Annotated in this window: 12 protein-coding genes; 5 read left to right on the top strand and 7 right to left on the bottom strand. The window is 31.7% G+C overall.

Going from position 1 to position 15,122, the window contains the following annotated elements; translation table 11 throughout:
- Window positions 1-77: 77 nt before the first annotated feature.
- Entirely contained in the window at window positions 78-1,274 is a 1,197-nt protein-coding gene (ygeW, locus tag B2S02_RS13610; protein ID WP_346846561.1) for a knotted carbamoyltransferase YgeW, read from the bottom strand.
- Between the two features lie 415 nt (window positions 1,275-1,689).
- Between ygeW and B2S02_RS13605 the strand changes: the two genes are divergently transcribed.
- Window positions 1,690-3,063: a nucleobase:cation symporter-2 family protein gene (locus tag B2S02_RS13605; RefSeq protein ID WP_346846560.1), complete on the top strand. Its 1,374-nt coding sequence runs from the start codon at window positions 1,690-1,692 to the stop codon at window positions 3,061-3,063.
- A gap of 121 nt (window positions 3,064-3,184) precedes the next feature.
- On the opposite strand, the gene xdhC is transcribed toward B2S02_RS13605, so the two are convergent.
- The 4 genes from xdhC to B2S02_RS13585 form a co-directional block, all read right to left on the bottom strand.
- Window positions 3,185-3,658: a xanthine dehydrogenase subunit XdhC gene (xdhC, locus tag B2S02_RS13600; protein WP_346879198.1), complete on the bottom strand. Its 474-nt coding sequence runs from the start codon at window positions 3,656-3,658 to the stop codon at window positions 3,185-3,187.
- 14 nt (window positions 3,659-3,672) lie between these two features.
- Window positions 3,673-4,530 carry a xanthine dehydrogenase subunit XdhB gene (gene xdhB, locus B2S02_RS13595; RefSeq protein ID WP_346876955.1) on the bottom strand — a complete coding sequence of 286 codons (858 nt, stop codon included), beginning with the start codon at window positions 4,528-4,530 and terminating at the stop codon, window positions 3,673-3,675.
- 104 nt (window positions 4,531-4,634) lie between these two features.
- Window positions 4,635-6,926: a xanthine dehydrogenase molybdenum-binding subunit XdhA gene (gene xdhA / locus B2S02_RS13590; protein WP_346920884.1), complete on the bottom strand. Its 2,292-nt coding sequence runs from the start codon at window positions 6,924-6,926 to the stop codon at window positions 4,635-4,637.
- Window positions 6,927-7,029: 103 nt separating this feature from the next.
- Complete coding sequence (locus tag B2S02_RS13585) at window positions 7,030-8,346, bottom strand: amidohydrolase family protein (protein WP_346846556.1); 1,317 nt, start codon at window positions 8,344-8,346, stop codon at window positions 7,030-7,032.
- A gap of 411 nt (window positions 8,347-8,757) precedes the next feature.
- On the opposite strand from B2S02_RS13585, the gene nuoE reads away from it, so the two are divergent.
- Genes nuoE through B2S02_RS13570 form a run of 3 tightly spaced genes read left to right on the top strand, consistent with a single transcriptional unit; the run spans window position 8,758 to window position 12,904 of the window.
- Window positions 8,758-9,234: an NADH-quinone oxidoreductase subunit NuoE gene (gene nuoE / locus B2S02_RS13580; RefSeq protein WP_035133630.1), complete on the top strand. Its 477-nt coding sequence runs from the start codon at window positions 8,758-8,760 to the stop codon at window positions 9,232-9,234.
- A gap of 18 nt (window positions 9,235-9,252) precedes the next feature.
- Window positions 9,253-11,148, top strand: coding sequence for an NADH-quinone oxidoreductase subunit NuoF (locus tag B2S02_RS13575; RefSeq protein WP_346920883.1), 1,896 nt, complete (start codon window positions 9,253-9,255; stop codon window positions 11,146-11,148).
- A 22-nt stretch (window positions 11,149-11,170) separates the two neighbouring features.
- Window positions 11,171-12,904 (top strand): NADH-dependent [FeFe] hydrogenase, group A6, encoded by a 1,734-nt coding sequence (locus tag B2S02_RS13570; RefSeq protein WP_346876957.1) that lies wholly within the window; start codon window positions 11,171-11,173, stop codon window positions 12,902-12,904.
- A gap of 145 nt (window positions 12,905-13,049) precedes the next feature.
- Here the strand turns inward: B2S02_RS13570 and B2S02_RS13565 are convergent, their stop codons facing one another.
- Together B2S02_RS13565 and B2S02_RS13560 are read right to left on the bottom strand one after the other, a co-directional pair.
- The gene (locus B2S02_RS13565; RefSeq protein WP_035133637.1) at window positions 13,050-13,649 is read right to left on the bottom strand and encodes a lysine exporter LysO family protein; all 600 of its coding nucleotides are present in this window, start codon (window positions 13,647-13,649) and stop codon (window positions 13,050-13,052) included.
- A gap of 1 nt (window position 13,650) precedes the next feature.
- Window positions 13,651-14,088: a LysO family transporter gene (locus B2S02_RS13560; protein WP_346846553.1), complete on the bottom strand. Its 438-nt coding sequence runs from the start codon at window positions 14,086-14,088 to the stop codon at window positions 13,651-13,653.
- Between the two features lie 188 nt (window positions 14,089-14,276).
- On the opposite strand from B2S02_RS13560, the gene B2S02_RS13555 reads away from it, so the two are divergent.
- The gene (locus B2S02_RS13555; protein ID WP_035133639.1) at window positions 14,277-15,092 is read left to right on the top strand and encodes a hypothetical protein; all 816 of its coding nucleotides are present in this window, start codon (window positions 14,277-14,279) and stop codon (window positions 15,090-15,092) included.
- Window positions 15,093-15,122 lie beyond the last annotated feature (30 nt).

The following is a 15,122-nucleotide window of genomic DNA, read 5'->3' as shown; positions in this document are numbered from 1 at the left end:
CCCCTATAATTCATAAGTTACTTAAAAGCATTATATACCCTTAAGTAAATACATAATTTAATTAATCTATTTACTCTTTATTTTTCTATAAATCTCGGCTTATCTTCTTCCAGCAATTTCTCAAAAACAGATATAGGATCCTTAACTTTACTTAAGAACATCATGGCAGCAATAATATATGGTTTATATCCAGCTTCACGATATAGTAATTCACGGTAACGATTAAATACAGATTCTCCTACTTCTCCAATTTCACAACTTACACCTGTTATATCCGCTGGTAAACAATGAAGATATAATGCTTTACCATCCTTAGTAAGCTCCATCATTTTTTCATTGCATTCCCAATCCTTATATCTAGCATTTTCTTTCAACAATTCTTTTTCAAGTTCATCAATACCTGCTATATCCCTCTTTGAATATAGTTCTGTACGTTTTTCCATAGCTTCAAATGGTGCCCAGCTCTTTGGATAAACTATATCTGCGTTTTCGAAGGCTTCTTTCATAGAATTAGTCTTTGTAAAGCTTCCACCATTTTTCTCTACATTTGCCTTAGCAACTTCCTCTACTTCAGGAAGTACATCATATCCTTCTGGATGTGCTAATACAACTTCCATTCCCATTCTTGTCATAAGTCCAATAACTCCTTGCGGAACCGAGAGTGGTTTTCCATAAGAAGGTGAATAAGCCCAAGTCATAGCTAATTTTTTACCTTTTAAATTTTCCACTCCACCAAAATAGTGAATCAAGTGTAATAAATCCGCCATACATTGAGTTGGATGGTCTATATCACATTGTAAATTAATCAGAGTTGGACGTTGTTCTAATACTTCATCAGCATAACCTTCCTGAACAGCATTAGAAACTTCTTTCATATAAGCATTACCCTTTCCTATAAACATATCATCTCTAATTCCAATTATGTCTGCCATAAAAGAAATCATATTTGCAGTTTCACGGACAGTTTCTCCATGAGCTATTTGAGATTTTCCTTCATCGAGATCTTGTACCTCTAGCCCTAATAAGTTACACGCACTAGCAAAACTAAATCTAGTTCTAGTAGAATTGTCTCTAAATACCGAAATACCTAATCCACTATCAAATATTTTCGTCGATATATTATTTTCTCTCATTGTACGAAGAATATCAGCAACAACAAATACTGATTCTAATTCTTCGTTACTTTTTTCCCATGTTAAGAAAAAATCATTATTGTACATCTCCCTGAAATCTAGTTTTTTAAGTCTCTCCATAAGGGTTTTAATATTCTCCACAAAATCCACTCCTCAATTTATTAATCTCCTATTCCAAAATAAATTTATACTTATATTTTTGAAATTCGTCATAACTTCCATTTACTGACTAATTAATCAAATTATAACTCTCATTACATTTAATGTCAATATTCAAATCAGATAATTCAAACTATTCTATTCTATTTATTTTATGTAAATTTATTGCATTTCATCCTCTTGATTGGTAAAATTTAAATAATTTAAATTTATTCATTTCAAGCTTAAATTATTTTATTATCTTAATATTTATTCATATCCTTATTATACTTATTCATAAACTATAGTTAAGTATATATTTTTTCTTTATTTTTTATATTAACTGGTTAGTAAAATATTTATAGCACTTCACGCATTATGCATAAGATATAATTATAAATTTAGAGGGGGAATTAAATTGCAAACAACTAACGCTCCAAAGAAATCGCTTCTTAGAATTAAACTAGATGACAAACCACCTATGAAACAAACTTTAATTCTTGCATTTCAAGCAATTTTTGCATGTTTCAGTGGTATAGTAGCAGTTCCACTAGTAGTAGCTGGTGCACTAGGATTAAAAATATCTGATACATCATTTCTGGTTTCATGTGCCCTATTTGCTTCTGGTCTTACAACACTTATTCAAGCTAAAGGTATTGGACCCATAGGAAGCAAGCTTCCATTTATCATGGGTACCTCCTTTGCTTTTGTAAGTCCGGCTATTGCCATCGGTAGCACTTATAACGGCAATATGACTTTAGGTATTGCTACCATATGTACAGCTACAATGGTAGGTGCCTTACTAGAAGTAATTCTAAGCTTTTTTATTAACCATGTTAAAAAAATTTTTCCACCACTTGTTACTGGTACTGTTGTTACTATGATAGGCATCACTATCATTCCTGTTGGAATTGATTGGTTAGCTGGAGGCTCTGGAAACCCAAACTATGGAGATCCTAAATTTTTATTGCTTGGTGCTATTGTCCTAATTATTATTATAATTACCAATCAATCTAAAAATACTTTTATAAGTTCTTGCTCAATATTTATAGGTATATTATGTGGATATTTATTAGCTATACCTCTCAACTTATTAGACACTACTCCAATATCTGCTGCATCCTGGATTTCTATTCCTAGACCTCTTAAATTCGGAATTAAATTCTCTATACCAGCGATTATTAGTTTTTTAGCTGTTTATCTAGCAACTACTGTAGAAACTGTAGGTGATACTCTAGCTATTGGAGAGGCATGTGAAATTGAGGTTTCTGACAACCAACTTTCTGGAGGTGTACTTTGTGATGGTCTTGGATCAATTCTAGCTGGATTTTTTAACTCTACTGCAAATACATCCTTTAGCCAATGTACTGGCCTTATAAATGTTACAGGAGTTGCTAGTAGGTTTGTTATAATTATAGCTGGAATAATATTATCTATAATGGGTCTGATACCAAAATTTGCTTCTTTAATATCAATTATGCCTAGTCCAGTTCTTGGAGCTGCTGGTATAGTTATGTTCGGTTCTATTGCTTGTTCTGGTATTAAAATTCTAGGCAAAGTTGATATGACTAGAAGGAACATTTTTGTAATTGGGATATCTTTTGCTTTAGGTGTAGGTGTCATTGTTAGACCTGAAGCTCTTAGTATGTTCCCAGAATCCTTACAAATAATCTTTGGTTCTGGTGTAACAACTGCAACTATATTTGCTGTAATATTAAACTTAATCTTACCTAGCGATAAGTCTCAAAAACCTGTTATTAAAACTAAATCTGGTATATCTTTAAGCAAATAACTACTTTGTATTCCCCAAATCTATATAAGAGATATAGAAGGTTGATCACGACTCTTTATATCTCTTATTTTTCCACAAAAAATTCCAGCCTAAATATCAACTGGAATTTTTTCTATTCAATTTATTTCTTAAGGGATTTTTTTGTAGCATTAAATATTTTTTGATATCCTGTACATCTACATAAATGTCCAGATATTTCTCTTTTTATTTCTTCATCAGTATAATCCTTACCACTATTTACCAATGCTGTAGTTGTAAGTACTAATCCTGGAGTACAGAATCCACATTGAATTGCACCCTCTTCTATAAATGCCTTTTGCACCTTTGATAAGTTTCCATTTTCTGATACCCCCTCTATAGTTAAAATTTCTTTTTTATCAGCCCAAATAGCCATATAAATACATGAATCTATAGGTATTCCATCCACTAGTACTGTACAAGCTCCACATTCTCCAACTGAACATCCTTGCTTTACCCCTGTAAATTGAAGTCTATTTCTCAATACATCTAACAACGATTCTCGTACATCTACTTCTAAATTATAATTTTTTCCATTTACTTTTACTGATATCTTTTTATAATTCTTATCAATCATAATAAAATCCCACCTTATTTAGTTACTTCATAAATACCTCGTACTGTTAATTCTTTTATTAAATGCTCCCTATAAGCCTTTGATGCTCTCCATGAGTCTCTAGCACTTGCTGATTTTACTGCATATTGTGCAATATTATTAATATTTTTTTCTGAATATTCTAAACCAAGGGCATACTTCTCTGCATCCTTACATCTTATAGGAGTAGGCGCAGCTACCCCTAACGCTATTCTTAAATCTTTAAATTTATTTTCCTTCTTACTAGCTACAACGCATACACCTAGCATAGAAATATCCATTGCCTTTCGATTACTATACTTAATATATGTTCCTCTTACTCCCTCATAGTCTTTTTTTTCAATAAAAATGCTTATTAGAATTTCATCTTTTCTTATATTAACCTTTCCAGGACCTTCGTAGAATTCCTCTATTGGAACTATTCTCTCCCCCTTAAAACTTCTAAGTCTTAATTTAGCATTAAATGCAAATAAACTTGGTGCACTATCTGCTGAAACAGCTCCATTACATACATTCCCTCCAATAGTGGCCATATTTCTTATTTGTGGTCCTCCCATAGATACAGCACCTTGCCCTAAAGCAGGAATAAAATCTTTTATAATTTTATTTCTATATATATTAGTAAAGCAAGTAGTGGAGCCAATTTCTATGGTGTCATTTTCTAGAACCTTTATGAAGTCTAATTCTTTTAAATTTTTTAGACTTAAAAGTTCTACTTCTTCCATATCACCATGATGCAATTTAATTAAAACATCAGTTCCACCAGATATTATTTTTAGATTATTATTTTCATGAAGAATTTTTACTGCCTCTTCTACACTTCTAGGCTCTTGTATATTCTTAATATCAAACATTTTTATCTTTAATAGAGATTTAACACTCTACTAAAATTCACCTCCTTCTATATTTATATAGTCTACTAACTATACAATCTGCACTCTTAAATTTAAGGTAAATCCTATATTAAGCCCTCTTCCTTAAACTTTTCAAATACTCTTTGTGGATTCATTGGTATTCTATTAAAAGCAACACCAGTTGCATCTAAAACTGCATTTCTTATAGCTGGGGCTGGAGAAAGTGTTGTATTTTCGCCTAGAGATTTTTGTCCAAAACTTCCTGCATCATCTGGAATTTCTACAAATGCTGAACCAATATTAGGCGTGTCTAAAATAGTTTGTAATTTATAGTCTAAAAGATTGTTATTAAGAGCTCTTCCAGTCTTCTCATCAAATATCATTTGCTCTGATAAAGCATATCCTAGTGCCATACTTACACCACCGTGAACTTGCCCTTCTGCTAGCATTGGATTAATTATAGTTCCAGAATCATGAATATTATATATTTCTACTACGGTTATTTGACCAGTTTTTATGTCTACTTCAACCTCTGCAAAGGTTGCTCCATAAGCAACTACATTAGTCCTTATATTAACAGAAGTGTCACTAGTTATAGGAGAACTGTAAATCCTATCATAAAATGATTCTAACGCTATATGCTCAAGAGAACAGACAACTATACCCGTTGTTTTTTCAACTACATTACAATCAACTATATCCATTACCTCTGGATTGAGGCCATTTTTTCTGCTAGCAAACTGAAGAACTTTACTCTTTACCTCCATAGCAGCTTTTTTAACTGCAGCACCTGTAACAAAAGTTTGTCTTGATGCATAAGCACCTGTATCAAATGGAGTAATATCAGTATCTTGATTTGAAATTACATGAACCATATCAATTGGAATGCCTAAAACCTCTGAAGTCATTTGTGCAAATATAGTATCACTACCTTGACCAATTTCTGTAGCCCCGATTTGCAACTGTACTGAACCATCTTGATTCATCACAATCCTTGCACCTGCTGCTTCTAGAGCTACGGGATAGGTACCTGCAAAATAACTAAAACAAGCCATTCCCACTCCATGTCTTAAACTACCTATTTGATTTTTATATAGCTTTTTCTTTTCATTCCAATTTATTAATTCCATTCCCTTTTCAAGACACTGTGATAGTCCCATGGAGCGCACCACATTTTTGGAGGATGGATCTACATGATTTTGCTTCACCAAATTTTTCAATCTGAATTCCACAGGATCTATATTTAGTTCTCTAGCAATATCATCTAAATGACTTTCTAGAGCAAATGAAATTTGTGGAACTCCATATCCTCTCATAGCTCCTGCTACCGGCATATTAGTATATACAGTTTTAGGCTCATATTTTATAGCATTAAAATTATATAATGGTCTAAATTTACTCCCACAGCTCATGGTCACTGAATGTCCATGAGATGCATATGCTCCATTATTTACTAAGTTCTTTATATCTATTGCTAGTAACTTACCTTCCTTAGTAACTCCAGTTTTAAATGTAAATCGCATAGCATGACGAACCCTTGTGTCTATAAAACATTCTTCTCTAGTTAATGCATATCTAACTGGTCTTCCATTAACCGCAAGTGTCATTGCTGCAGTTAATGGCTCTATAACAACATCTTGCTTATTTCCAAATCCACCACCTATATATGGCTTTATAACCCTTATTCTTCCCCATGGCATCCCTAGTGCCTGTCCTACTATCCTTCTTACAATATGTGGTATTTGAGTAGAAGTTACTATTACAATTCTTCCATCTGACTCCATATAAGCATACGCACTATGATTTTCCAGATGACAATGTTGTACAGTACTAGTATTAAATTTACATGTAAATACTTTGTCAGCTTCTTTTAACTCTATTTCTACGTCTCCTACTTCATTGCCAAAAGAGCTAATAATATTATTTTGTCTTTCTTCATGTATTATTGGGGCACCTTCTTTTATAGCTTCTTCCTGATCCATTACAAATGGCAACACTTCATATTCTACATCTATAAGTTTTATAGCTTTTAGAGCTATTATTTCATCTATGGCCACAACTGCCGCCACTGGTTCTCCACAAAAGCGAACTTTATCAGTAATGATTAATCTATCTTCTACATCTCTATGTGCTTCATCAAAGGTCCAAGGATGTCCAGCCGTTGCAAATTTTATTTTTGGTAAATCTTGATAAGTAATTACTGCTTCAACACCATCTAAATTTTTTGCTTTAGAAACATCAATACTTCTTATTTTTGCATGGGCATAAGGACTTCTAAGCACCTTTCCTATTAGCATTTCCCTTTCAAAATAGTCATCAGCATACTTAGCCTTCCCTGTAACCTTTGCCACACCATCTAATCTAGATACACTACTACCTATTACCTTATAATTCATAATTCTCTTTAGCAAGATTATAATCCTACTAAAGCACCTCCCTTTATTCTTACTGATTAATTAGTCACAAAAATATATAACTATACAAGCTTTTTAGTGTTTTCTATAACTTTAACTCTCTACCTACGTAATTTCCTTTTTCATTACCTACCAATTTTCCATCCTTTATAATAAATCTTCCCCTTGAAATAGTCGTAATTACTTTACCTTTTACATCTAGTCCTTCATATAAATTGTAGTCACAATTGGAATGAGAGTATTTTATTTTATGTCTATCTAAAGGGTCAAATATTACAACATCAGCATCTGATCCTGGGAGTAACGTTCCTTTTTTAGGATATAAACCATGAATCTTTGCTGGATTCTTTGTAAATTTATCAATTATTTTATCACCAAACATTGTATACAATAAATTAAAAGAATATTCTATTCCACCTATTCCCATAGGAATTAAATCTAAAGTTGCTCTTGCTTTTTCATTAGATTTAAATGGACAATGATCAGTACCTATTACACTAACATGATCTATATTTTTTCTTAATTCATCAATTTCTTCTAAAGACCTAAGAGGTGGTGTTAAGGTATATAGAAAACCATCCTTTAATAAATAATTATCTTTAGATAAATAAAAATATTGAGGGCAGCTTTCTATAAATAAATTTTTATTTATTAAACTTTTATATAAGTCCGTAATTCGTCTTAAAGATTCTCCTGAACTAAGGTGCACAATATACATATACCCATCCATATTCTTAGTCATTTCAGCTAAAGTTAAAACTTCTGTAGTCTCACATAATGTGGGTCTATTTTCTTCATGGGATCTTACTGGAAACTTTCCCTCTCTGATTAGCTCTTCATTTTCACTATGAGACATAAGTATAACCTTCATTCTTTTCGAAATTTTCAGTAAATTACTGATAGTTCTTAATCCAGTTTTTCTATTACTGGAACTATAAGTAGTAAAGAATTTTATGCTACAAATTCCCCTCTTTTTAATCTCCTCAATAAATAGTTCTTCATTATCCTGAAAATTTGCAATAGTACTATGAAATCCATAATCTACAACAGAAACCTTTGCTTTTCTTTTTCTGTCTACAAAAGCTTTTTCTAACTCTTCAATATTTTTTACTGGATCTAAAAAATCTATAAATGTAGTAATTCCACCATATGCAGCTACTATAGAACCATTGTAAAAATCATCAGCAGAAACCTCATTACCCACCCTAAGCTGAAAATGTACATGAGGATCTATAAATCCTGGTAATACATAATTTCCTTTTGCATCATAAATATCTTTTGATAAGAAAATATCCTTTGACAGGTTTTTAATAATTCCATTATCAATGTACAAATTTCCTCTAATAAATTCCCCTTCCACATATATATTCCCATTGACTATGGCTAAATCATAACAATTCACAATATCAACCCCACATATTTGCTTTATAATAATATTTTACCATTATTTTCTTTTATTTACCATAAAATATTATTGTACTAATAGAAATTATTGATATGAAATATTAAATTAAATTCTCTAATATGGCTCTTGATAAACAGAGTTCTAAGCTTCAGAGGAAGTATTCCTCCCACGGAAGCTTAGAACTCGTTATCCAGGGACGTAGCAGCTCTTTGCTACCGCCTCGAAGAAGATGGAGTATTAGAGCTGGTAGTCATCGGATAAATATTTATTGTAATAGATTACATTTTTTTAAAATCCCACTATACAAATCTTTAAAAAAGTATTATACTGTTAGTGATTTGATGAATTATTGAAAATATTTTGTATATTTTCAATGTTAAACTTATTTAGTAAGGGGGTATTTTTTAAGTGTGTTGTAACTTAGAAAAAAATCAAATGTTTAAGGAATTAGAAGACTTTATTAATTCCTTACCTGTCAAAGATGGAGCTTTAATAGAGGTTTTGCATAAAGCTCAGCATATCTTTGGATATCTACCTAAGGAAGTTCAAACTTTCGTCGCTGATAAACTAAATTTACCTATATCTAAAGTTTATGGTGTTGTAACATTTTACTCATTTTTCACTACTGAACCTCGTGGTAAGAATGTAATAAATGTGTGCATGGGTACTGCATGTTTTGTTCGTGGTGCTGGAGATGTTCTTAAAGAATTTGAAAAAGAACTAGGTATTAAATCTGGACAAACTACAGAAGACATGAAATTTACACTAGGTTCTTTAAGATGTGTTGGTGCTTGTGGTCTAGCTCCTGTTTTAACTGTAAATGATAAGGTTTACGGTCACTGTACTCCAGACCAAGTAAAAAGTATATTAGCTGAATATGAGTAGAATTAGGAGGTAACAAAGTTGAATAAAATAAATTCCTTTGAAGAATTAAACAAAATTTATCAGGAATACAAATCATCCCTTGATATTAGAAAAGCAACTGGTATCGATGGCTTTGTTTGTGAAAAAAATAACTATAAAAAAGAAATACTTATTTGCGGAGGAACTGGGTGTAAGTCTGCACAAAGTGATTTAATTAAAGATAACCTTGAAAAAGAAATTAGTAAGTTAGATTTGGAAGATGAAGTATACGTTTCCATAACTGGTTGTTTTGGTTTCTGTGAAAAAGGTCCTATAGTAAAAGTTACTCCAGATGATGTGTTTTATGTTCACGTAACTCCTGAGGATGCTGAAGAAATCATAAATGAACATATTGTTAATGGAAATGTTGTACAAAGATTACTTTACGAAGAGCCAACTATAAAAGAAAAAGTTAAGACTCAAGATGAAATGACTTTCTATAAGAAGCAAGTTAGAATAGCTCTAAGAAATTGTGGATTAATAAACCCTGAAAATATTGATGAATATATTGCCGAAAAGGGATATCTAGCTCTTGGAAAATGTCTAACAGAATGCACTCCTGATGACGTAATAAATGTTATATTGAAATCTGGACTAAGAGGAAGAGGCGGCGGCGGCTTTCCTACCGGAAAGAAGTGGCAATTTGCAAAAGGCTATGATGCTGATCAAAAATATATTATTTGTAATGCCGATGAAGGTGATCCAGGTGCATTCATGGATCGTTCGATTTTAGAAGGAGATCCAAATAGTGTTCTTGAAGCTATGGCTATAGCTGGTTATGCTATAGGTGCTACTAAAGGTAATATATATATTAGAGCTGAGTATCCACTAGCAATTCAAAGACTTAGAATTGCTATAAATCAAGCTAGAGAATATGGACTCCTTGGTGAAAATATACTAAATTCAGGCTTTGATTTTGATATTGAAATTAAATACGGAGCTGGTGCCTTTGTATGTGGTGAAGAAACTGCTCTTATTCATTCAATAGAAGGTAACCGTGGAGAACCAACAAATAAACCACCATTCCCTGCTGAATCTGGACTTTGGAATAAGCCAACTTGCGTTAATAACGTTGAAACTTTAGCGAATATTCCAGCTATTATTAATAATGGTGCAGATTGGTTTAGTTCAATCGGCACTAAATCTTCCGCTGGTACTAAGGTTTTTGCTCTTGCTGGTAAAATTAATAACGTTGGTCTTGTAGAAGTGCCTATGGGAACAACTTTAAGAGAAATTCTTTTTGAAGTAGGTGGAGGAATTAAATTTGATAAAGAATTCAAAGCTGTTCAAACAGGAGGACCTTCTGGTGGATGTATTCCTAAAGAATTTTTAGATACTCCTATTGACTTTGATTCTTTAAGTGCTATCGGTTCTATGATGGGATCTGGTGGAATGATAGTAATGGATGAAGATAACTGTATGGTTGATATAGCTAAATTCTATTTAGAATTTACAAAAGAGGAGTCTTGTGGTAAATGTACACCTTGTAGGATTGGTAACACTCGATTACTTGAAATTCTTGAAAGAATATCAAAGGGCGAAGGTGATTTAAGTGATCTGGATAAGCTTCAAGAGCTTAGTAACACTATAAAAGATACTTCACTTTGTGCTTTAGGACAAACTTCTCCTAACCCTATTCTTAGTACAATGAAATATTTCTATGATGAATATAGAAGTCACGTTGTAGATAAGATTTGTCCAGCAGGAGTTTGTAAGGACCTTATGAAATTTGTTGTTACTGATAGATGTATTGGCTGTACTAAATGTGCAAGACAATGTCCAGTTGGCTGTATCGAAGGGAAAGTTAAAACTAAGCATGTAATTGACCATAGCAAATGTATTAAATGTGGTGCATGTAAATCTAGCTGTCCAGTTGATGCAATAGATCTAGTTTAATAATTTAAAAGAGGTGAAAGTATTGAGTTTAGTTACACTTAAAATAAATAATAAAGAAATATCAGTGGAGCAAGGAACCACAATTCTTGATGCTGCACGTAAGCTTAATATAAAAATTCCTACCCTTTGCTACCTAAATCTTCATGATAAAAAGACAACTAATAAACCTGGTTCTTGTAGAGTTTGTGTAGTTGAAGTAGAAGGAAGAAAAAATTTAGCACCATCTTGTTGTACAGCTGTTGCTCCAGGTATGGTTGTTAATACTAGTACTCCAAGAGTAATAGCAGCAAGAAAAACTATAATTGAACTTTTATTATCAGACCATTCTATGGATTGCTTAACCTGTCAAAAAAATTTAAATTGTGAACTCCAAGAGCTTGCTAGTACTTATGGAGTAACTAATTTAAAATATACTGGTTCAAAATCTGTAGCTGTAAAAGAACTTAAAAATCCATCTATAGTAAGAGATACTTCTAAATGTATTTTATGTAGAAGATGCGAAGCTGTTTGTAGCCAAGTTCAAAATGTTGGTGCAATTGGACCAATAAATAGAGGTTTTAATACCACTATAAGCACTGCATTCTTTGAAGAGCTAAATAATAGCGCTTGTACTTTATGTGGTCAATGTATAAATGTTTGTCCTACTGGGGCATTAATGGAAAAAGATAATACTATAGATGTATTAAACGCTATAGGAAATAAAGATAAATTGGTAGTAGTTCAAACTGCTCCGGCTGTTCGTGCAGCACTTGGAGAAGAATTTGGTATTAAAGAAGGTGCTGTTACTGGCAAGATGGTTGAAGCACTAAGAGAACTTGGTTTTGATAAGGTTTATGATACTGATTTTGCTGCAGATTTAACTATTATGGAAGAAGCTACAGAATTTCTAGGAAGGTATAAGAGTGGTGAAAATCTTCCTATGATTACTAGTTGTTGTCCTGGATGGATTAATTTCATAGAAAAACATTATGGAAACCTATTAAATCTTCCATCAACATGCAAATCTCCTCAACAAATGTGGGGCGCTATTGCAAAAACATACCTTGCTGAAAAACTGGGTATACCATCGGAAAAACTTTATGTTGTATCTGTAATGCCATGTGTTGCCAAAAAATCCGAAGCTAATAGAGAAGAATTTGTCAATGAAAATAATAATCCAGATATCGATGTAGTTATAACTACAAGAGAATTAGCTAAAATGATTAAACGCTCTGGATTAGAATTTGCTTCTCTACCTTCCTCTGATTTTGATACTATTATGGGTGAATCTACTGGTGCTGGAGTTATTTTCGGAACTAGTGGTGGCGTTATGGAGGCTGCTTTACGTACTGCTTATGAATGGATTACAAATAGCACTTTAGAAGAACTTGATTTTAAATCTGTTAGAGGCCTTGAAGGAATCAAAGAAGCTTCATTAATTATTGATGGTAACAAAATTAATATAGCTATTGTAAATGGACTTGCAAATGCAAAGAATTTGTTAGATAATATAGAAGATACATCTAAAAAATATCACTTCATTGAAGTTATGGCATGTCCAGGAGGATGTATAAACGGTGGTGGTCAACCATATTCTAATGAGCAATATTCATTAATAGAAAAAAGAATGAATGCTCTTTATAGTGAGGATGCTAATAAGGTTATAAGAAAATCTCATGAAAACCCTGAGATAATAAAGCTTTATGATGAATTCCTTGGAAAACCTAATGGAGAAAAATCTCACCATTTACTTCATACTCACTATATAAATAGATAAACACCTTAATTTAGTTATTAGTTATTAGTCCCTAACTAATATAAATATAAACATAAAAATGATGGTATAAATAACTTATTTATACCATCATTTTTATATAGTTCCTTATTTACAATTATAAAAATTAAAAACATATAAAGTAATATTATCCTAAGTTATAAAAGAATGTTACAAATACTGGAACTAAAGAACTTAATATAACTCCATTTATAAATGCTATTACAGCTATCTCTGGATTTGTTGCTTTAGCTATAAGTGGTAATGTTGTATCCATAGAAGTAGCTCCTGCAGGTGCTATGGCTGTGTAGCCATTCAGCTTTTTAGCTAATATTGGAATTAAAATAACTGTTATCATCTCACGGAATACATTTGTTAAAAATGCTATAGCTCCTAAAGTATCTCCACCCATTTCTTTAAGCATTACTCCTGATAAGCTATACCATCCAAATCCTGAACCTATAGCTAAGCTCTCATTAAGAGCCATATTAAATAGGAATCCTACTAAAAGTCCTCCTAGTAAACTACCTACAATTCCTCCAAATGGTACTAACAAAACCTTAAATCCTGCCTTTTTTAGATCTTTAAATATGGTCTTGTTGCCACCTACATCTATACCAACTAAAAAGATTAAAACAAATAATGAAATGGATGCAAGATTATCAATACTACTCATTATTTCTGGTGGAAACACAAAATAACCACAACCCATTCCAACTAATATAGATACTATTATTATGTACGTCATATTACTTGTCCTCCCCACATGCCTCATTTAAAAGCTCACTACACTCTTCAATTACAACATTTTCATCTTCTACAATCTCTGCATTTAAAATTTCACTATGAAATTCAGTAACCACTTTTTCATTTTCTATTATTTCCGCATTTAAGATTGATTCTTCCTTGGGTAATTGATTTTCTTTAGGCATAAACTTTTCTGATAAAATGTACACAAGTACTATACTTACACCTATTGTAGCTACTGCAAATAAAAAAGACTTTAACCCTATGGTCGGAAGATTTTTTATTATGCCCTTATCAGCTCCTATAGAAGCTCCCATAGAAAATAATAAGAATATTACACCAAGTTGTTGTAATTTACCATTTATAATTTTCCCCTTCTCACCTAATTTTAGAAAGTACCCTACAATGGCACCGAGTATTAATGCAATTAAAATTTCCATATGTCCCCCTCCTCTACCACGTTATTATATCATAGATTTGGAAACAGTTACATTATATTTAGATTATTTTTATTATATTTAACTTTATACCTTTATACATGAAATTATTTGTAATAATAATGATAAATATATTTAATCTTGAATATATATAGGAATATATTAAAAATTGATAAATAAGGAGTTATAATATGAAGAACATCTTTATGCCCTACTATATTAACGGTGATACTATTAGAGATATGTATAAAATTGCTATAAATCGATATGAAAACATTGAAATAAGTGGAAAAAGAGAAGAAACTACAATTCAAGCTACTCTACCATTGTCCGAACTAACTTGTGGAAAAATCATTCAAGGTTCAGCTACAGTGACTTTATCTAAAAGTACTCAAAGAAAATCAATAGATGAAATAGAGAATTCATCTATTAATCTATTTATAAATCTAGAAACTTTATTAAATCGAAACAATGCAATCAAATCTTTAAAAATATATAGTGACCTGAATACAATTTCTCCTGGAGATATTGTAGAATTACAGTGTACTATAGAAAAATCAGATAGCACTTTAGAACTTTTAAGAAATACACTAGAATTACTTGAGTTTCAACAAATAACTTCTGATATAGATAATACCTCTATGATTAATTGGATAAAAAGAAATATAAAATCTTTAACAGAAGATAAAGTATTAAAATATCCTGCCTCCCTTCCTTTTGATTCTAATTCTTTAGTCATTACTTCTGTTTGTAGTAAACATGCATCTATGGACATAGAGTGTTATATTGGTAGACCTTGCACAATTGTTGGTGAAATAGCAAGTTATGACTATCCCCAGTCAAATCATAATATTATTGATAGTAACCCTTTAGTATCTAAATTATTATGGGATTTTATTACATCTCATAGCAACTATAAAGACTTTGTTTCTCATTTAAACTATAATAATGAATTTCCTTCTGATAAGAAAGTGTTGGAAATTGTACCTTTTATAATTTATATGTAATAAATATCTTGTTTTAGTAATATTTGTAGA

Source organism: Clostridium sp. UBA7339 (genome assembly GCF_002470865.1).
In the GTDB taxonomy this organism is placed as follows: Bacteria; Bacillota; Clostridia; order Clostridiales; family Clostridiaceae; genus Clostridium_J; species Clostridium_J sulfidigenes.
The sequence above is the reverse complement of the archived record's forward strand: the minus strand, read 5'-3'. Positions and strand labels throughout refer to the sequence as shown.

Coding starts and splice junctions, on each gene's coding strand:
- B2S02_RS13560 (WP_346846553.1), bottom strand. CDS start 14,088: ATGGAAATTTTAATTGCATTAATACTCGGTGCCATTGTAGGGTACTTT.
- B2S02_RS13565 (WP_035133637.1), bottom strand. CDS start 13,649: ATGACGTACATAATAATAGTATCTATATTAGTTGGAATGGGTTGTGGT.
- xdhB (WP_346876955.1), bottom strand. CDS start 4,530: ATGTTTGATATTAAGAATATACAAGAGCCTAGAAGTGTAGAAGAGGCA.
- xdhA (WP_346920884.1), bottom strand. CDS start 6,926: ATGAATTATAAGGTAATAGGTAGTAGTGTATCTAGATTAGATGGTGTG.
- B2S02_RS13555 (WP_035133639.1), top strand. CDS start 14,277: ATGAAGAACATCTTTATGCCCTACTATATTAACGGTGATACTATTAGA.
- xdhC (WP_346879198.1), bottom strand. CDS start 3,658: ATGATTGATAAGAATTATAAAAAGATATCAGTAAAAGTAAATGGAAAA.